Genomic DNA, 17,503 nt, shown 5'->3' with positions numbered 1-17,503 from the left:
TTTTTAGCTAGAAATAGTTAACTGTCTGCAGGAAACACAACGCCCGTTTGTTTACGGATCTCAGTGGTTACTTTTGAAATCAACAATGAGCGCTCAACCGCATGTTTATCTATTTGATTCACTTCTACTTGCTCTGCAAATTTAAGCGCTTCATAGAACATTGGATTTGAGTTCTGCTCTACAGTTAAGTTTTCTGTTTCTCCACCACGATTGATTTTAATTACTTTCTCACCAATCGAAATCATGTCAGCCAAGATTGCACCATTCTCACCTTGGATCTCGCTAGGTACATAAGAATCACTGGTTTTAGAGTGCATCACAACCACATCAAAGCCATCATAGCCGCAAATAATGCTGCCGTTACCATCAACACCTGATTCTAATAAATGCGCTTGTGCTTGAATTGATGTTGGCTCACCAAACAATTCAATCATTGAGCCAATACAATAAAAACCAATATCCATAATTGAGCCATTGGAAAAATCTGGATTGAAGGTATTCGGATTTTCACCATTCAAATACTTAGGGTAGCGTGAAGAATACTGACAATAAGTGATATGGGCCTTTCTGATTGTCCCTAAGCTTGGTAGTTGCGCTTTGATTATTTGAAAGTTAGGTAAGTATGGAGACATAAATGCTTCAAACAGAACCACATTATTCTCTTCTGCCGTTTGATACGCCTGTTGTGCCAAGGCGTAGTTAGATGCCATAGGTTTTTCACAAATAACGTGCTTACCTTGCTTCATCATTTGAATAGATTGTGGCGCATGATAAGAGTTAGGGCTCGCGATATATACCGCATCAATCTCACTGCATTCAGCCAATTTATCTAAGTGATCAAAAGTAAGTTCTACGGCAAACTTCTCTGCAAAGGCTTTTGCTTGTTCTAATGAACGAGAATACACCGCTTTTAATTCATATTTTCCTGACGCTATCGCCCCCGCAATAAAACGTTCGGTAATCCAGCTTGTTCCAATAACAGCAAGTTTGATCATTATGGTCTCTCTTTATTGGTTTCTGTGTGTTTTTATTTGCTTCTTAATGCTTCACTTTTAAATTGAACACCACTCCAACCCGTCACCATAAAGTTACGAATATTTTGGTGATCATCATTAGTTGGGTTTTGTAATACATCTTCACGATAATATTGACCGAAGCAAGTCAACGTTTGTTCAACTGTTAATTGATTTAATTGAGCAAAAGCAAAGATCTTACACGAACCACTGTTCTGCCCTGCTTCATTAACGGTATTTCCATTAGAAAACTCCGTTGGCGTAAAATCATAATTAGCCTCAATTACTGACATGGTGTCTGCAAACTCGACCAATTCTGGTTGTATATTTAACCTTTCAATAAACGTGTGTAAAGACATCTGTTCCATCCTTGTTTCTGTTCAATTTGGTGGATAAAAATAAAGCCTAGCTCAATTGAACTAGGCTTTACATTATTTAATTATTTTGCCAGTAAGAACTGCCATTGCTCGTTCTTATTCATGTAATGTACGACATAAGAACAAACAGGAACTATCTGCAAGTTAGATGTTTTCATTTCTGAGAGAAACGATTCCATCATCACTTTTCCATAACCCCTACCTTGCAACTCATCAGGAATACGAGTGCTGATCACATCCAAAATATTCCCTTTCTTTTCATAATAAACTTTTGCTACAGCATTACCTTCTAGAGTAATTAAATAGCATTTGTTATTAGAATCATGAGTAATTGCATTCATACATAATTCCTTCTAATTAATCTGTATGTTATGTCATTTTTATACACTATGGCTCTACTTTAATCAGTTCCACTTCAAAATGCGAGTCTCATTTCCTTCAGTAGGTGCCTGAGGAATATTTAAAGACAATATTAAGGATAATAATGCCATTCCCGCCCCTACATAAAATACCGCAGCAGGAGACACTAACCATATCAAACCAAAACTTACCGGAATAATGACCGCAGCTATATGATTTATCGTAAATGCCACACCAGCAGTAGATGCCATATCAGCAGGATCCGCAATTTTTTGGAAATACGTTTTAATAGCAAGCGCTAGCGCGAAGAATAGATGATCAATAATGTATAAAGCCGCCGCAATTTCGGCAGTTTGCACTACAGCATAACCAACAAACACACAAATCAAACCTACATATTCAAACATCAGCGCTTTACGCTCACCGACAACACCAATCCAGCGTCCTATTTTTTTAGCAAATAGCCAATTAAATGCGTAGTTAGCAAGGAACAATAAGGTGATATCAGCAGCAGAATAACCAAACTTTTCTACCATTAAGAAACCAGCAAAGACCGTGAATATTTGACGACGAGCACCACTCATGAAGGTTAATGCGTAATATAACCAGTAGCGTTTACGTAATACTAACTTCTTAGTTTGAGGCGTTTCACTTTTAAATTCAGGGAAAGCAAGCCACATAAATATAATGATAGAGAGAGCAACAGAGCCTGCAATTAAGTAAATCCATTTAAACTCTAGCTGTATCACTTCAAGCAATATCCACAACGCACCATATGTACATAATGAGGCCAATGCGCCAACTGATATGAGTTTGCCTAACATCTCAGGCGCTTCTTCTTTGGTAAACCATTGCAGTGATAATGATTGCTTTAAAGTCTCAAAGTAGTGAAAGCCCGTCGACATTAATAACGTAGTACACAATAGACCATATACACTAGGGAAGAACCCCGTAATAGCAACACCGACAGCCAACATGATCAAAGAGAGGATCATGAATTTTTGTTCACGAAGAAAAAGAAGGACGAAAACAGCAGTAAAAGCTAGAAATCCAGGGATCTCACGCACGCTTTGCAATAAACCAATATCTGCACCTGTAAAGGCAGCTTTTTCGATAACAAAGTTATTCAGCAAGGCACTCCATGCCGAAAACGCAATCGGAACGACAATCGAGATTAAAATAAGAAAGGTTTTTGGATTTCTCCAATGAGCAGTGCTCGACATGGTAGTGACTCTCATTAATGTTTATATTATCGATACAGTAGCATATATTTAATTAATTCTAGTTCATCTTATAATGATCTTTACTTTATTTACCTACTCCCCCTGTTTATTGCTTAAATAAGCTCACCAAATACTCCATATTTTCAGACAACACTTCGGTATTTGAATAAACTCCTACTACACCTTGTCGGTGCTCTGTCATTGGTAACGTCGCAATGCTCTGCTGCTTCATTTTGTCTTTAATCTTATCAGTATAAGGCATAATCGCATCACTCATCTTAAGCATATCAATGCTGGCTTTTAACGAGTCCAATTCATAAACAACTTTGGCTTGCTGTGCTTTAATTGCAAACGTTTCAGCCCCTTTATCATTCAGAACCTTTCCATCTCGGCTATGATCTGGCGTGACTTTTATTTGTGGGTAATCATGTCGACTCAACTCTCCATCATTCAATAATGGGTGCCCTTCTCGAACATATAAGGCTTCGCGCTCTGTAAATAAGGGAATAAAACGCACTCGGTTACGAGAATCAATATTTTCTATCTCATGACCTATAAAGAGATCAATATCACCATTGAGTAAATGACTTAACATCGACAGACCATTTCCAAATTCAATATAAAGTGAATTTTTAGGGTTGGTTTCGATAAATTGTTTAATCACATCAGCAGCAAAACACTCCCACCACGCTTCACCAATCCCAATTTTAATTTTACCTTGGCTTCGGGCTTTCATATCAGATAATTGATGCATCATCTGGCCATGTTTTTCATAAATATCCTGAACATAGCGATAATAAACCCAGCCAGCACTGGTTAATTCGACCCCTTTAGACTTTCGATGAAACAAAAGCGTCCCAAGTAAATCTTCAAGCTTTTTGATTGCGGTAGTAAGCGTTGGTTGACTAATGAACAATTTATCCGCAGCACCTTTAATACTGCCTTGACGAGCCACTTCATAAAAATATCGGTACTGCTTTTCCATGATTATTATCCATATCATAACTTCAGCTCTACCATACCTGTGATATAAATTTTTTCTATATCAGAGTTCAAATTATCAATTATTCATACCCATTTAATTTCGTTATATTAGCGTTACTTTCTTTAATGAATATTGGATATCAAAATGGAAAAACGTTGGTGGCATAATAGTGTGGTGTATCAAATTTACCCACGTAGCTTTTGTGATTCAAACAATGATGGCATTGGTGATCTACAAGGTATTATCAACAAACTCGATTACTTAACCACACTTGGTATCGACGTTATTTGGCTTTCTCCTGTTTATAAATCACCAATGGATGATAACGGCTACGATATCTCTGATTACCAAGCCATTGCCGCTGAGTTTGGTAGCATGGATGATATGCGCGAACTGATGCAAAAAGCAGAACAACGTGGTATCAAAATCGTCATGGATTTGGTAGTTAATCATACCTCCGATGAGCACCCTTGGTTTGTTGAATCTAAGAGCAACAAAGACAGTGAATACCGTGATTTTTATATCTGGCGTGATGCTGGCGAAAACGGCGAAGCGCCAAGTGATTTAGGGTCTATTTTTGGTGGTACGGCGTGGGAATGGGATGAAGAAAATCAGCAATACTATTTCCATTTATTTTCAAAACGTCAACCAGATTTAAATTGGGAGAACCCTGCCGTTCATCAAAAAGTGTTTGATATGATGAACTGGTGGATTGACCAAGGCATTGGCGGCTTCCGTTTGGATGTAATTGATTTAATCGGTAAAGAAATCGATAAAAAGATCACAGGTAATGGCGATCGTCTTCACCCGCTTCTTCAACAAATGAATAAAGCGACCTTTGGTAATAAAGATCTCTTAACCGTTGGTGAAACATGGGATGCCACGCCAGAAACTGCGCAGTTGTATAGCAACCCTGCTCGTAATGAGTTATCCATGGTGTTTCAGTTTGAGCACATTACTCTGCTATGGGAAGACGGAGATAAGTGGAAGCCAAAACCATTAGATCTTAATGCCTTTAAGCAAGTAATGATCAAATGGCAGCTTGAGCTAAGTAATAACGGCTGGAACTCTCTGTTTTGGAATAACCACGATTTACCTCGTGTTGTTTCTAAGTACGGCTGTGATGGTCAATATCGTGTTGAGTCTGCGAAGATGTTAGCAACAACCCTACATTTATTGAAGGGAACGCCATATATCTTCCAAGGTGAAGAGATTGGCATGACTAACGTGGCATTTGATACGTTAGAAGAATACAAAGACATCGAAACACTGAACTTCTATAAAGTGAAAACTGAATCAGGCGTCAGTCATGAGACCATGATGAAAGGCATTCATGCCAATAGCCGTGATAATGCAAGAACACCAATGCATTGGGATGATTCTGCTCACGCTGGTTTTACTCAAGGATCACCTTGGATCAAGCTGAATCCAAATTACCCTCAGATAAACGTTGCTGCGGCTTTGGAAGATAACGATTCTATTTTCTATCATTATCAAAAACTGATCGCACTGAGAAAACAAAATCCTGTGATTGTGTACGGTGATTTCATCCCACTGTTTGAAGATCACGCTGCGGTGTTTGCTTATGAGCGTAAAAATGCCGACCAACATTTGGTTGTGTTAAATAACTTTACAGCTGAGCCTCAGACGCTAATTTTACCTGAGCATTTAATAAATAAAAAAGCCGAATGTTTAATTGCTAATCTAGACTCTGTCACTCATTTTGGCTCACAACTAACGCTTACACCGTATCAAAGTATTGTGATAAGACTGTAAGAATATCAAGATTATTGAACCAACCTGTAACGCCCTATTTCTTTTCTATTACTTAGATCTACTGTTGGAATAGGGTATTATTTTTATCAACTCTTCGCTTGCTACTCTTTACAATTAACGATAAGTTAAATTCTCTTTTTAATGATAAAGAACAAGGATGTGCGTAGTGGAAATAATAATTCGCCCAACAGAATTAAAAGACATTGATGGTTTATGTGAGTTGTATAATCAACCACAAGCTCAAGCGCAAACACTTCAACTGCCACTCCCATCGCCTGCTCTCTGGGAAAAACGTATTTCAAGTAAACCTGATAACGTCTATAGCTATGTTGCCCTTATTGATAACAAGGTTGTCGGTAATATTGGTTTTGAACAAGTGACACATCCTAGGACTCGTCATGTTGCTCATTTTGGAATGGGTGTTCACGATGATTATCATGGACGTGGTATTGGCAGTAAGCTAATTGAAACCGTTTTAGAACTTGCTGATAATTGGCTTAATGTTCGCCGTATTGAGATTGACGCGTTTGTAGATAACCACGCGGCGCTTTCTCTGTATAAAAAATTCGGGTTTGTCATTGAAGGTGAAGCAATTGATTCTGCGTTTAGGCAGGGTGAGTACGTAAATACCTATTTCTTGGCACGTATCAATCGTAAGTAAGTTTTAATATAAAGCATTAATAATGAATATCATGGCGGACTTTTTTGTTCCGCCATTTTTATAAATAGTTATCTTAGTTGACTGTCTTTACTTGCCCTTCGGTTATAGGCACTAAAGGCTTTTTCTCTTGCATCTTCTTTTACCTGACACTCAACACACAACTCAACACCGGGGATGATTTTACGTCGACCTTCAGGGATCAACTCACCACATTCAAGACAATAATCTGTCTCATTATGTTCATGGTTAAGGTGTGCTCTCGCACGATTAATTGCATCAGTAACAGTGGCATCAATTTGTTCTTGTACGCCACGATCTCTTGTAAATCCATTAGCCATAATGGTCTCCAAATCTATGATTGACTAGGAGAGTATTATCGATTATTAACCATGATTTGATAATAGAGCTAAATGTGAATTACTATTACACTGGTGTAATAAACTAAATTATTATAATTATAATTATAAAAAAGCCGTAACGATAAAAATTACGGCTTAATAGATTCATTTGTTTAATCATGAACTAGTCTAGTGCGTTTACATACTCTTCCCAATATTGAGTAGCAAGCTTAATTGCCTCTTCTCTTGGGTAGTTTTCTTCACGTTTACTTGCCCACAGTACATTGGCAACATTAAAAATAACGGTGTTCGCCATTAGTTGTAATTGCTCTGATTTAGTACCTAACAAACAGTTTTCTAGGTTTGGTAAATCTTCTATTAACGCTTCTTCCCAATACAACTCTTCACATACCCCTTTTGATGCACACCACAAAGATTGACTTACTTTAGGGTTAAACTCTGATTCTCCGCCCATGCCTTTAAAGCATAATGCTAATTCAGAACTGTCGTCTGTTGCTTGTTGTAATCGAGATTCTGCTTCGCCGTGCAACTGAGGTAACCCAGGATGAAAACTACCACGTAATGAGATAGGTGCGGATGCAGGGTTTAGCATACGAGCGCAAGTGTTAGCCGGTGTGCGTAGACCATATTCATGTTGCCATAACAGCATGGTTTCTACTTGAGGAGCATAAACAGAGAGTGGTAAATATGCGATATTACCTTCATCCAGTTTTTTCTGCGTTTCAGCAATGCTTGAACAACTTGGAATATTTAGCTTATCAATGACTTGAGATACGTGTTCACGCGTGCTGCCAAGTTGTAAGTGACCATGAAGCAATACTCTAAAGCCTTTATTCGCTAGAATTTGTGCTGCATACAACTGCCATGACGGACCTTGAACCTGACGCTTACCTGCAAAACATGCCCAATCAATATCTACATTAAGATCTTTTAGCTCTGGCGTTTGTTCGTTACGAATAAATTCACGGATGGCGGTAGTAAAGCCGCTGATCTCCTCAACCGTTTCATTTTGAACTCGGATAAGCATCATCAGCATTGCCATTTTGTCACTAGATACTTCACCGGCAAGGTATTCTTTCATTACCTGATAGGCTTGATCAAAACTTAACGGCTTACGACTGCGCTCACCACGCCCTACCGTTTTAATACATTCAATAATTGAGCTCATGACTGTCCTTGTTATTTTCTTTATAATTTTCAACTAGACAGACGTTATCACATAAACAAAAAAAGCCAAGAGCAGTTCGTAACAATGTACAGACCTCTTGGCTCATAATTCTATAATGCAATTTTAGCTACTTTGTTCTTCTCTTTCTACTCCTCGAAAGAAAATAGGAAAAAGCTTAATCAGTCGATAACAAACCCAAATCAGTAAGCTGGTAACAATGACAGCGACAACTATCGATGACATTCGATATAAAATAGCAAAGAAGGCATCTTTTTGTCCCGGTACTGCGCCTGTAATTGGTATAGTTAACCCTGCCATAGCGGAGAAACCAATCCCTTTCATTATTGGATTTTCACTCGCTAACCATTTACAAAAATACCCTGATGCAATAGCAAAGCTTAAAATATACAAAATAGGATTATCGTAAAGATCATACAAAATCAACTGCATCACCATCGCTGCCATACAACCAGCTAATGTACCAATGATACGTATGCGAGCCATCATTAATGAACCGACTAAAGTCATTGGTGAAAGCATAATCAACATCGATGCTTGGGCTGATAAAGAGTCATTTAATGCGCAAATTTCAAAGATCAAAAACACAATCATTGCTACCATCCAACCTAATGCAGTTTGCTCTAGCATCTCTCTTGGATCTTTACTCTGGCCTTCTACTTTTAAAATAGGAGTATGAGCTTCAATGGGGTCTGGAAATAGATAAAAAGCTAAGGCACAAATAGGGATCACCATAATCGCGGCAACCCATACTCCAACAATAAAATCCTCTAAATCAAAAGTGGCATACGAACCAAAATTTAACAAAATGGAACCAACTAATAACCCAGTATAACCATATAGATAGCTCGCTTTATAATGCATGGCATGACACTTAAACAACAACAAAATACCAACAGCAACGGTCATTAGAAGTGGATAAGGTTGTAGAAAGCCAACAATTAACGCCACTTGAATACTCACCCAAACAACACTGATAAACAGTTGAATAAACATTCCCCAGTTCCAGCGGTTTAGATTCGATAAGATAAACAGAGGTAATAAAGTACCAAACATGCCATTAGACCAACCAAACACCGTGCACATCGCAAAGCCTAAAACACAACCAAACCATATTCGTAATGCTTTCATCTCAGTACTCCACCTAGTATATGTAGTGTAAGTAGCTGATCATGGTAATTAAGCTATGACCAATGTAATCAATCACTGTATTTCCTGAAGTATAGATAATCACTGTCGCTCGTGAACCCACAAATAATCGTGGGGAAATTGTCTCTTCACTAACTAAATTGACTCTGACTCGTTGTGCATCTCTCACCCAACGATTACTCACTTCAACTGTGCTTAATTGACCATTTGCTTTTTGTTGAGCTGAAGCTACACCATAATCACGACTCTCAACCAATAGCGGAAACACCTCTCCCGGCATCGCATCGTAAGCGACTTCGGCTTTCATTCCTTTAACCATTTCTGAGGTGGCTTTTTCACGATAATCAGCAGAGATCCATAATGAATCTGTAGGAATAAACGTTAATAATGGCTGATTCGCGTTTGCAAATAACCCGACATGCAATTGCATATTGGTAATTATGCCTTCACTTTGTGCAATAACTTGTGTGTTTTCTAAGTTTAATTGCGCTTGTTTTAACGAATTTTTTGCAGACAGCACTGTACTACTTTGGCCATCACCTTTACCCAACTTAACTTCCAATGCGTGTAGCTTTTGCTTTGAGGCCATAAAATTTGCAGCCGCTTGATCGCGCTTAGTTAAAATCGTATCCAAACCAGATACAGACACCGCTCCTGATTTCGCTAGTTTTTTAATACGATGATATTCTCTATTGGCATTATCTGCTGTGATTTTACTGGTTTTCACATTAGATCGTGCGGCAGCAATATCAGCCACTAATGAAGCTTCTTGCTCTTTTGCCTGTGCTAATGCTATCTCTGCTTTTTGCACTGCAAGTAAGTATTTTTCATCATCAATTTTAAATAACAACTCACCCTTTTTAACGAGCTGATTATTTGTATGATTGACTTCAACGACTCGGCCGGATACTTCTGGTGATATTTGAACTACAAAACCTTGCACCTTACTTTGTGTTGTTAGTGGCGTTAGTCTGTCTGACATCACTAGATAAGCTGTTACGATAAGAAATAGTACAATTAGGATACGCATCCATTGTTTGAATTTTTGTTCTGCAGCTTGCATAGAAGTTCTCGATAAAGTCAAAATTGCCGTGATCTGGTTCTCATTATAAAGCGTGAATTTATTTCGAATAGATGGCAGAATAGCTCATATACGACCTATTTTCAGGACAATAAGCATGAGTAAGAACGAAGAAAGCACGGTTTCATTTGATGACATTTATCTATTTGTGCTTATTGTTAGGCAAAAAGGCATTAGTTCTGCTGCACAATTTGCAGGATTACAACGCTCAAAAGTCAGTCGTCGCCTACAAGAATTGGAAAAAGCACTTGGCCATCAATTACTCATCAGAACGACAAGAGCGATTGAGTTAACCCAGCAAGGGAAATGGCTATATGAGCAAAGCTCTAATCCAATTAATACGTTAGTGGATGCGAATCGACTAATGAAGGAGCAACATTTAACGCCAAAAGGTAGATTAAAAGTGGCTATTCCACCCGCTCTTGGAATGACCGAGATTTTCTCCCAGCTAATTGAACAGTATATGAAGGAGTATGCAGAGGTTAAATTAGAGATTGAACATCATGTTCAATCGTTGGATCTTCGTCGTGAAAATGTTGATCTACAAATTCTGCCTAGCTACATCGAACCTTTGCATGATGACTATATTCAGCAACGCTTAATTCAAATACCTTATAGCATGGTTGCTTCTTCTGAATATTTAGCTCTTAACGGATACCCTGATAATGTAGCTCAGTTAAATGACTTTCATCTGCTTGCTAGCCGTTATAATAAAAGCTTGCTCCCTCAAGGACTTGATTATCAATTATTTAGTGATGATCTTAACCTACTCCAACGATTAGCACTTTCAGGTAAAGGCATTGCCCTTCTACCATCCATATTAATTGAAGATAAAATCAAAAATGGCCAACTCATTGAGGTCTTACCCAGAACGTCATTTACAGATTTAACCATTACTTTAGTTTACCCAACACCAAGTTATCTACCAGAAAAAACCAGATCGATGGTGAAACTATTTAGAGAAACGTTTTCTTAATATTTAGTGATGCAGCCCAGCTTCATTTATCATGCTAAATGAGTTCAAAATAGGCATATCGCTATAAAGAAAATCGGCAATTGCTATATTAGTAATAATATTATTTATATATGATCAAACGACTTTAGGGTGATTGTTATTCATTAACTACTCAACTAGCCTAAGTGAGCCCTAAATATAAAGCCAACATCAAGGATGGTGTTGGCTTTATCTCTATCAGGTAAAAAGTATAATTACGCTTCTAGTACATCTAAATTAATGTATTTACCCATATTTTTGCGCTTAACACTTGGCATATATGGGATTTCGCCTAATTTTGGTGCTGGCATTTTATCTTCTAACATCGTGATAATTTCAGCGTAATGCTCAGTACCCGGATTTACTCGATTTGCTACCCAGCCAATGATCTCTAAACCATCATGTTGAATCGCTTCTGCCGTTAACATTGCATGACTTAAACAACCTAACTTAATACCCACCACTAATACGACGGGTAATTTCTCTTGTTGAACCCAAGTTGATAAGCAATCATCTTTAGAAACAGGTACACGCCAACCACCAGCGCCTTCAACTAAAACCACGTCTGATTTAGCTTTCAACGCAGTTAAACCTTTTGATAATACAGAATAATCAATCACTACGTTCTCAGCTTCTGCCGCAATGTGTGGCGATGCAGGCAATAGTAATGCGTATGGGTTTACTTCTTCATAACTTAATTCAACATTGGCTACAGAACGTAAATGGATTGCATCAGAATTTTGGACGCCTTCACCTTTGTCTTCAGATCCTGCTGCTACAGGTTTATATGCGGCTGTATTTAGCCCTTTCATATTTAAAGCATCTAAAATCGCTTTTGATGAAACGGTTTTACCCACATCGGTATCTGTACCTGCAACAAAAAATGCATCAATCATTACTTATAACTCCAAAGCCTACCTGATAAGTAGCAGGTAACTTATTAAATTCATTCTTAAAAACTTGATACGCTTCTTCTACTGCTAATAGCTTTTCTTTACTCAATAAACCTGAGTGGCGACCATTAGGTAAATGCGTTGCTCCAATTCCTTTTAAATCTTTCATTAAAGCAAGAGCAGAAGAATACGTCATCTCGACTGGCGTGCAGTCTAGTGTAAACTTATTACATTCAGATTGTGCTAACGCAAGGTTTACCATAGATGGCGTAATAAAATCGTTAACATGTTGATATAAATCAACCTTTGACCACGCATTTTTCAACTCAAACAGTGAGCCATCTAACAAAGTTGAAAATATAACCTTGCCTTTGTTATAGGCAATTCGATTCATTTCAGCTAGCGGTACGGATAAATCCTGACACCACTGCAGTGCTAAACTAGAAATAACTACATCAAATTCATTGTTCTTAAACGGTAATTGCTCAGCATCCCCTTGAACATAACTAATGTTTATTTCACCACAGCGTTCTTTGGCTTTATCTAACATCGATTGAGAGAGATCAAACGCCACTACTGTTGCACCGCGCTTCAGCAGTTGTTCACTGCAATAACCTGTTCCACAACCGACATCGACTATACGCTGCCCTGACAGATCTTGAGGTAAATAAGATAATAAGGTATCCGCCACCTGACGTTGAAATTCAGCCGAGCGGTCGTATGTATTTGCTGCTTTGCTAAATGCAGCTTGAATGGCTTGCTTCTCTTGGCCTGGTGTCCAATTATAGGTTTCTATGGCGACAGCTTGATTAACCATAACTCCATCATCCTAATTCTGTTATTGCTTGTGTAAGCTGTTTAATATCTTGTTGCGTGTGATTAGCGCTTAGTGTCACTCTTAAACGCGCAGTGCCGGAAGGTATTGTTGGCGGACGAATTGCCGTTGTCCATAATCCTTGATTTTTCAAAGCAGCTGAAATTTCCATTGCTTTATCCGCATCACCAATAATAATTGGTTTTATTGGTGTCTCTGTCTTCACCGCACCTGAAAAGCTACCTAACTCAGATTCAAATTGTTGACTCAGTTCAGTCAGTTTTTCTCGTCGCCACTCTTGCTGCTGGATCATAGAAAGGGCATGAGACAACGCGTGAGCTTGAGCAGGCGGCATAGCGGTAGAATAAACGTGATGACGTGCAAATTGCGCGAAATAATCACCGCATTCTGCGTTACATAAAACCGCAGCACCCGATAAACCAAACCCTTTACCAAACGTGACAACTAAAATATCAGGTGTGACTTGATAAAAATCACTACAACCTCGACCATTACTGCCTAACACTCCACATCCGTGGGCATCATCCACCATTAACCACGTATTGTTAGCACTTGTTATTTTAGCGATTTCTGCCAACGGAGATAAATCTCCATCCATACTAAAGACCCCTTCAGTGACAACCAAAGAAGGGGAATCATCAGACGTCGTCAATAATTTAGTTAGATGAAAAACATCATTATGCTTAAAGCGCTTCATGCTTGCAGGTGAAAGCATACCTGCTTCCATTAACGACGCATGATTGAGTTTATCTTGCAGTAATGTATCGCCTTTTTCTAATAATGAAAAAAGCACCGCTTGATTGGCGCTAAAACCAGAGTTAAACAATAATGCGCAATCAAACCCAAGCCATTCAGCCAATTGAGATTCCAGATCAGCATGTGGTTTTGAATAGCCAGTCACTAATGGAGATGCACCACTGCCACTACCATACAAAACCAAACCTTGTTGCCATGCTTGAGTTAATTCTTGACTGCCAGCAAGACCAAGATAATCGTTACCTGAAAAATTAATGTAGGATTGGCCATCCACCACTAATCGAGATTGATTACCTTGCTCTATTACCGTTCGAGAACGATTCAGCCCCGCTTGCTTACGTTGAGTAAGTGTGGAGCTAATACGTTGATTAAACGCTCGCTTCATAGAATAGATCGTCTTTTTCAGGACGAGAAGCAACACGCTCAGCAACGCGATCTAATAATTCATGCTCTTGAACCACATCTGGTTTTTGCGCAACTTGTTGGCTATTCACACCCAGTTTCTTAAACAGTTGCATGTCGCTGTCTTCATCCGGGTTTGGCGTTGTCAGTAGTTTACATCCATAAAATACCGAGTTAGCACCCGCCATAAAGCATAAGGCTTGCATCTGCTCATTCATGCTTTCACGACCTGCAGACAAACGCACAGCGGATTCAGGCATCATGATACGAGCAACGGCGATCAAACGGATAAAATCAAATGGATCAACGTCTTCAGCATCCTCTAATGGCGTGCCTTTTACTTTTACCAGCATATTGACAGGAACAGACTCTGGGTGCTGAGGAAGATTCGCTAATTCAACAAACAGACCCGCACGATCACTGTCACTTTCGCCCATGCCGATAATGCCACCAGAACAGATCTTCATCCCTGCATCACGAACGTGGGATAATGTATCTAAACGATCTTGATAAGTACGAGTGGTAATGATGTTGCCATAAAACTCTGGCGAGGTATCTAGGTTATGGTTGTAGTAATCAAGACCGGCTTCTGATAATTCACCCGCTTGATCTGAGGTGATCATCCCTAGCGTCATACACGTCTCAAGGCCCATCTCTTTGACGCCTTTGATCATATCTAGCAGATAAGGCATATCACGCTCTTTTGGATTTTTCCAAGCCGCACCCATGCAGAAACGGGTTGAACCTGAGTTCTTCGCTTTTTTTGCCGCATCCAAAACGCTTTCTACTTCCATCAAGCGTTCACGATCAACGTCAGTGCGGTAATGAGCACTTTGCGGGCAATATTTACAATCTTCAGGACAAGCGCCCGTTTTAATCGATAGCAATGTACTGACTTGTACATGGTTTGTTTGTTGATACTTACGATGTACTAATTGAGCATCAAAGATTAAGTCCATAAACGGCTTATCCATCAACGCCTGTACTTCTGCTACTGTCCAGTTATGTCTCACTTCCACGTGTAAATTCCTTTCGTTAACATGCTATAACCATTGCTATTGCTAAGATCAGACCACTTTTGATTGTGCTTTTTGGTCTCTATTTATACTTGGCTAGTCTACGGTTAAACGATACACTGTCAACCTTAATGGATAGATAAAGTTTACAACTGGTGAATAAATGAACAATAGCGTCGATTTGGATTTTGACCGTCAACACATTTGGCATCCCTACACATCTACAATTAACCCACTTTCTTGCTACCCTGTTACTCACGCTAGTGGTGTCAATCTCTATTTAGAAGATGGAGCAGAATTAGTTGATGGAATGTCTTCATGGTGGTCTACCATTCACGGCTACAGTCACCCTCATCTTAACCAAGCCATTAAAGATCAAACCGATAAAATGGCACACGTCATGTTTGGTGGTATTACTCATCAACCTGCGGTCGATTTATGTAAAAAGTTAGTTGAACTAAGCCCTTCTCGATTAGAGCAAGTCTTTTTAGCTGATTCAGGCTCAGTAGCGGTTGAAGTCAGCTTAAAAATGGCGCTTCAATATTGGCACGCCAAAGGACAACCTCGCTCGAAATTCGTGACGGTTAGACATGGTTATCACGGTGATACTTTTGCGGCGATGTCGGTAACCGATCCCGATAATTCAATGCACGGTCTATATAAAGGTTTTTTACCAGAGCATCTATTTGTAGAATCACCGACCAGTAAATTTGGTGGTGAATGGAACCCTGAAGATATTCTTCCTTTAGAAAAGATGCTAGCTGAACGCCATGAAGAAATCGCCGCTATGATCCTTGAACCTATTGTTCAGGGCGCAGGCGGAATGCGTTTATACCACCCTCAATATTTAAAAGAAGTACGCCGCTTGTGTGATGAATATGGCTTACTCCTCATTTTAGATGAGATAGCAATCGGCTTTGGACGAACAGGAAAATTATTTGCTTGTGAGCACGCTGACATTGAGCCTGACATCATGTGTATTGGTAAGGCACTTACAGGCGGCTACATGACATTATCTGCAACACTCACCAGTAAAGTTGTTGCTGATACTGTATGCAGTGGAGACGCCGGCTGCTTTATGCACGGACCGACCTTTATGGGAAATCCACTGGCTTGTGCTGTTGCGAATGCCAGTTTAGAACTGATCCAACAAAATCATTGGCAGACTCAAACTAAACAGATTGAAACCTGCTTTTCAGAATTACTGCCTCAACTTAAAAAACACGATGTGGTTGCCGATGTTCGATGGCTTGGTGCGATAGGCGTTGTGGAATTAACCACGCCTGTTGAGATGGAAAAAATCCAAGCACATTTTGTCGAGCAAGGGGTTTGGATACGACCATTTGGTAAGTTGATTTATATGATGCCGCCGTTTATTTCGCAGCCTGAACACATTACTAAATTGGTTAATGCTATTGATAGTGCGTTAAATAAGCTCTTCTAATTAAAAGTAAACATAAAAAAACCGATACGCTACATTAAGCGTATCGGTTTTTATTGAATCATTGCAACAAATCTACTTTATCACTATTTCTTTTTCGACTCGTTAGTAAAATCATCTTCTACCAACTTATAAATAATGAAAATAGCCAGTTCTAACAATGCCGTTAATACCAAGGTCATAATGACGTAACGTTCACTGAAAATACCAATACCGTGCAACACAGTTGATTGAATAACAAACGCACCAACAACACCTAAAATCAATAACTGTAAAAACTTGATGAACTTCAGCATTTAAATTCCTTCTTTATCATTATCTTAAAATAATTGAAATTAACTCTTATAGACTACACTAAACTTAGTACATCTCTATGATTAACTTCTCCTATTTTCTTAATTTTTCTTATTTTTATGACGAAATAACTCTAATCAGGTTTCCAATCATCATTTACTTTTGAAGTGAGAATGTGGTCTTCCCACTCTCCATTAATGTATAAATAATTCTTAGCTTCACCTTCTTTAACGAAACCTAAGGTTGATAATACCTTGCCACTTTTTTCATTATGAGGAATATAAGCCGCCATAACTCTATGAAGATTCTGCACAGAAAACATCCAATCAACCGTTTCTTTAACTGCTCGCTGCATAATGCCGTTTCCTTGATACTTTTCATCCAAAGAATAACCAAGGTGAGAGGCATGAAAAGGAAATCGCGTAATATTACTGTAGCTCACCGTACCAATAATTTTGTGCTCTTGTTTATCAAAAATTACGAAGTAAAAAGCTAAATTATGCTTATGCAGTTCAACTAGTTGTAATAGACGTTGTTTCCATCCTTCAGGTGTAAAAAAAGCATTTGCACGCTTTGGCTCCCATGGTTCGAGGTGATGGCGATTACGCATAAAGTAGTTCGCTATCATCACAGCATCGGCACTTTTAATTAAACGAACTTGGTAATGATCAAAATCAAAATGTACATCCATGTCGTTTCTCC

At 38.9% G+C, this 17,503-nt stretch carries 19 protein-coding genes; 4 read left to right on the top strand and 15 right to left on the bottom strand.

Annotation, left to right across the window (positions count from 1 at the left end; translation table 11 throughout):
• Positions 1-17 precede the first annotated feature (17 nt).
• From BTO22_RS12620 to BTO22_RS12600, 5 genes are all read right to left on the bottom strand, one after another.
• Complete coding sequence (locus BTO22_RS12620) at positions 18-995, bottom strand: Gfo/Idh/MocA family protein (protein ID WP_105055838.1); 978 nt, start codon at positions 993-995, stop codon at positions 18-20.
• Positions 996-1,027: 32 nt separating this feature from the next.
• Positions 1,028-1,372 (bottom strand): HopJ type III effector protein, encoded by a 345-nt coding sequence (locus tag BTO22_RS12615; RefSeq protein ID WP_105055837.1) that lies wholly within the window; start codon positions 1,370-1,372, stop codon positions 1,028-1,030.
• 80 nt (positions 1,373-1,452) lie between these two features.
• Positions 1,453-1,731 (bottom strand): GNAT family N-acetyltransferase, encoded by a 279-nt coding sequence (locus BTO22_RS12610; protein ID WP_105055836.1) that lies wholly within the window; start codon positions 1,729-1,731, stop codon positions 1,453-1,455.
• Positions 1,732-1,794: 63 nt separating this feature from the next.
• Entirely contained in the window at positions 1,795-2,973 is a 1,179-nt protein-coding gene (locus BTO22_RS12605) for an MFS transporter (protein ID WP_105055835.1), read from the bottom strand.
• A 106-nt stretch (positions 2,974-3,079) separates the two neighbouring features.
• Positions 3,080-3,958, bottom strand: coding sequence for a LysR family transcriptional regulator (locus BTO22_RS12600; RefSeq protein WP_105055834.1), 879 nt, complete (start codon positions 3,956-3,958; stop codon positions 3,080-3,082).
• 144 nt (positions 3,959-4,102) lie between these two features.
• Here BTO22_RS12600 and BTO22_RS12595 point away from each other — a divergent pair, with 144 nt between their 5' ends.
• Together BTO22_RS12595 and BTO22_RS12590 are read left to right on the top strand one after the other, a co-directional pair.
• Positions 4,103-5,734, top strand: coding sequence for a glycoside hydrolase family 13 protein (locus BTO22_RS12595; protein ID WP_105055833.1), 1,632 nt, complete (start codon positions 4,103-4,105; stop codon positions 5,732-5,734).
• Positions 5,735-5,900: 166 nt separating this feature from the next.
• Positions 5,901-6,395, top strand: coding sequence for a GNAT family N-acetyltransferase (locus BTO22_RS12590; protein WP_105055832.1), 495 nt, complete (start codon positions 5,901-5,903; stop codon positions 6,393-6,395).
• Positions 6,396-6,463: 68 nt separating this feature from the next.
• Here the strand turns inward: BTO22_RS12590 and BTO22_RS12585 are convergent, their stop codons facing one another.
• From BTO22_RS12585 to BTO22_RS12570, 4 genes are all read right to left on the bottom strand, one after another.
• A complete protein-coding gene (locus tag BTO22_RS12585) occupies positions 6,464-6,733 on the bottom strand; it encodes a DksA/TraR family C4-type zinc finger protein (RefSeq protein WP_105055831.1) in 270 nt (89 codons plus the stop codon).
• A 184-nt stretch (positions 6,734-6,917) separates the two neighbouring features.
• A complete protein-coding gene (locus tag BTO22_RS12580) occupies positions 6,918-7,922 on the bottom strand; it encodes a glycosyl transferase family protein (protein ID WP_105055830.1) in 1,005 nt (334 codons plus the stop codon).
• A gap of 123 nt (positions 7,923-8,045) precedes the next feature.
• Positions 8,046-9,071, bottom strand: coding sequence for a DUF2955 domain-containing protein (locus BTO22_RS12575; RefSeq protein ID WP_105055829.1), 1,026 nt, complete (start codon positions 9,069-9,071; stop codon positions 8,046-8,048).
• 13 nt (positions 9,072-9,084) lie between these two features.
• Complete coding sequence (locus BTO22_RS12570) at positions 9,085-10,152, bottom strand: HlyD family secretion protein (protein WP_105055828.1); 1,068 nt, start codon at positions 10,150-10,152, stop codon at positions 9,085-9,087.
• 115 nt (positions 10,153-10,267) lie between these two features.
• On the opposite strand from BTO22_RS12570, the gene BTO22_RS12565 reads away from it, so the two are divergent.
• Positions 10,268-11,146, top strand: a complete 879-nt coding sequence (locus BTO22_RS12565; protein ID WP_105055827.1) for a LysR family transcriptional regulator — start codon at positions 10,268-10,270, stop codon at positions 11,144-11,146.
• 233 nt (positions 11,147-11,379) lie between these two features.
• On the opposite strand, the gene bioD is transcribed toward BTO22_RS12565, so the two are convergent.
• From bioD to bioB, 4 genes are read right to left on the bottom strand one after another with little or no spacing between them, the layout of a single operon-like run.
• Positions 11,380-12,060: a dethiobiotin synthase gene (bioD, locus tag BTO22_RS12560; protein ID WP_105055826.1), complete on the bottom strand. Its 681-nt coding sequence runs from the start codon at positions 12,058-12,060 to the stop codon at positions 11,380-11,382.
• Entirely contained in the window at positions 12,053-12,874 is an 822-nt protein-coding gene (gene bioC / locus BTO22_RS12555; protein ID WP_105055825.1) for a malonyl-ACP O-methyltransferase BioC, read from the bottom strand. The genes bioD and bioC overlap by 8 nt, the downstream gene beginning before the upstream one ends.
• A gap of 7 nt (positions 12,875-12,881) precedes the next feature.
• Positions 12,882-14,033: an 8-amino-7-oxononanoate synthase gene (gene bioF / locus BTO22_RS12550; protein ID WP_105055824.1), complete on the bottom strand. Its 1,152-nt coding sequence runs from the start codon at positions 14,031-14,033 to the stop codon at positions 12,882-12,884.
• Complete coding sequence (gene bioB, locus BTO22_RS12545; protein WP_105055823.1) at positions 14,017-15,069, bottom strand: biotin synthase BioB; 1,053 nt, start codon at positions 15,067-15,069, stop codon at positions 14,017-14,019. Before bioB ends, bioF begins: the two co-directional genes overlap by 17 nt.
• 160 nt (positions 15,070-15,229) lie before the next feature.
• On the opposite strand from bioB, the gene bioA reads away from it, so the two are divergent.
• Positions 15,230-16,510 carry an adenosylmethionine--8-amino-7-oxononanoate transaminase gene (gene bioA, locus BTO22_RS12540; protein ID WP_105055822.1) on the top strand — a complete coding sequence of 427 codons (1,281 nt, stop codon included), beginning with the start codon at positions 15,230-15,232 and terminating at the stop codon, positions 16,508-16,510.
• A gap of 83 nt (positions 16,511-16,593) precedes the next feature.
• Here bioA and BTO22_RS12535 read toward each other — a convergent pair whose 3' ends face one another.
• A complete protein-coding gene (locus tag BTO22_RS12535) occupies positions 16,594-16,803 on the bottom strand; it encodes a hypothetical protein (RefSeq protein WP_105055821.1) in 210 nt (69 codons plus the stop codon).
• Positions 16,804-16,934: 131 nt separating this feature from the next.
• Positions 16,935-17,492, bottom strand: a complete 558-nt coding sequence (rimJ, locus tag BTO22_RS12530) for a ribosomal protein S5-alanine N-acetyltransferase (RefSeq protein WP_105055820.1) — start codon at positions 17,490-17,492, stop codon at positions 16,935-16,937.
• Between the last annotated feature and the right edge of the window lie 11 nt (positions 17,493-17,503).

This window comes from Aliivibrio sifiae (genome assembly GCF_002954705.1).
Classification (GTDB): domain Bacteria; phylum Pseudomonadota; class Gammaproteobacteria; order Enterobacterales; family Vibrionaceae; genus Aliivibrio; species Aliivibrio sifiae_A.
Note: the sequence above shows the minus strand (reverse complement) of the source record. Positions and strands in the feature narration are given on the sequence as shown.

Coding starts and splice junctions, on each gene's coding strand:
- BTO22_RS12605 (WP_105055835.1), bottom strand. CDS start 2,973: ATGTCGAGCACTGCTCATTGGAGAAATCCAAAAACCTTTCTTATTTTA.
- bioC (WP_105055825.1), bottom strand. CDS start 12,874: ATGGTTAATCAAGCTGTCGCCATAGAAACCTATAATTGGACACCAGGC.
- BTO22_RS12610 (WP_105055836.1), bottom strand. CDS start 1,731: ATGAATGCAATTACTCATGATTCTAATAACAAATGCTATTTAATTACT.
- BTO22_RS12595 (WP_105055833.1), top strand. CDS start 4,103: ATGGAAAAACGTTGGTGGCATAATAGTGTGGTGTATCAAATTTACCCA.
- BTO22_RS12620 (WP_105055838.1), bottom strand. CDS start 995: ATGATCAAACTTGCTGTTATTGGAACAAGCTGGATTACCGAACGTTTT.
- bioD (WP_105055826.1), bottom strand. CDS start 12,060: ATGATTGATGCATTTTTTGTTGCAGGTACAGATACCGATGTGGGTAAA.
- bioF (WP_105055824.1), bottom strand. CDS start 14,033: ATGAAGCGAGCGTTTAATCAACGTATTAGCTCCACACTTACTCAACGT.
- BTO22_RS12615 (WP_105055837.1), bottom strand. CDS start 1,372: ATGTCTTTACACACGTTTATTGAAAGGTTAAATATACAACCAGAATTG.
- BTO22_RS12535 (WP_105055821.1), bottom strand. CDS start 16,803: ATGCTGAAGTTCATCAAGTTTTTACAGTTATTGATTTTAGGTGTTGTT.
- BTO22_RS12565 (WP_105055827.1), top strand. CDS start 10,268: ATGAGTAAGAACGAAGAAAGCACGGTTTCATTTGATGACATTTATCTA.
- rimJ (WP_105055820.1), bottom strand. CDS start 17,492: ATGGATGTACATTTTGATTTTGATCATTACCAAGTTCGTTTAATTAAA.
- BTO22_RS12570 (WP_105055828.1), bottom strand. CDS start 10,152: ATGCAAGCTGCAGAACAAAAATTCAAACAATGGATGCGTATCCTAATT.
- BTO22_RS12585 (WP_105055831.1), bottom strand. CDS start 6,733: ATGGCTAATGGATTTACAAGAGATCGTGGCGTACAAGAACAAATTGAT.
- bioA (WP_105055822.1), top strand. CDS start 15,230: ATGAACAATAGCGTCGATTTGGATTTTGACCGTCAACACATTTGGCAT.
- BTO22_RS12580 (WP_105055830.1), bottom strand. CDS start 7,922: ATGAGCTCAATTATTGAATGTATTAAAACGGTAGGGCGTGGTGAGCGC.
- BTO22_RS12600 (WP_105055834.1), bottom strand. CDS start 3,958: ATGGAAAAGCAGTACCGATATTTTTATGAAGTGGCTCGTCAAGGCAGT.
- BTO22_RS12575 (WP_105055829.1), bottom strand. CDS start 9,071: ATGAAAGCATTACGAATATGGTTTGGTTGTGTTTTAGGCTTTGCGATG.